Below are 719 nucleotides of genomic sequence, written 5' to 3' on the forward strand. Positions count from 1 at the left end.
ACCGCAACGATTGAGCCGTTACATGCAAGGGATGGGCTGGCTGCGCTTCTGATCGGGATGTTGACCAAATAGGGCGGTATCTTAGACGGGCTAGGACGCTTTTGGATGCCTGGGGACTATGCTCAATGACTTGCTTTGCAGGCCTGCGTTATGCTGCCGCCCACGAAGGGTTAGGGTTCCATTTTTTTGCGATTTTTCGGCTGAAAGTCTGTGTTGTTACTTGCACCCGGTGATTTCGAGCTACGAGTGTTTGGTAAAGATCGGAGTGGCGACTAATCAGATGTGGGTTTTTCCTGGGATGCATAATTGCTAAATAAAGCTGTAAAGCTTTTCTTGCCATCCTTCTTTAGATTGCCATTCTCTTTTTCAGTCGATTCGCAGCTAAGGCTGTATTGAGTTTCTGGGGTTGTTCCCGCCCGTTCAAATTGTTTCCCATCTCGAAGGGCGTCTAGGTAGTTGGCCCACTCCTGCATCATTTTGGTGCGCTGACTCAGGAGGCTGGTTCTATTATAGGCGGTACCATTGGGGTCTTTGACGGCATGAGCCAGTTGGTGCTCGATCCACTCAATCCTATAGCCCAGTACTTCGTCCAAGATTGTCCGGGCTGTTGCTCGGAAGCCATGGGGGGTTACGTCATCGTTGCCGTAGCCCATATCCCGAAGGGCCACTCGGACGCCATTCTCGGATAGACAGCGGCTTGCCCCTCGTTGCGACGGAAA

At 51.6% G+C, this 719-nt stretch carries 1 protein-coding gene; it reads right to left on the reverse strand.

The window, feature by feature from the left end:
• Positions 1-272 precede the first annotated feature (272 nt).
• Positions 273-719, reverse strand: a 447-nt coding sequence (locus A3730_RS32850; RefSeq protein ID WP_369819136.1) for a tyrosine-type recombinase/integrase, incomplete at its 5' end; no start/stop codon positions are given.

Source organism: Alcanivorax sp. HI0044 (assembly GCF_001634945.1).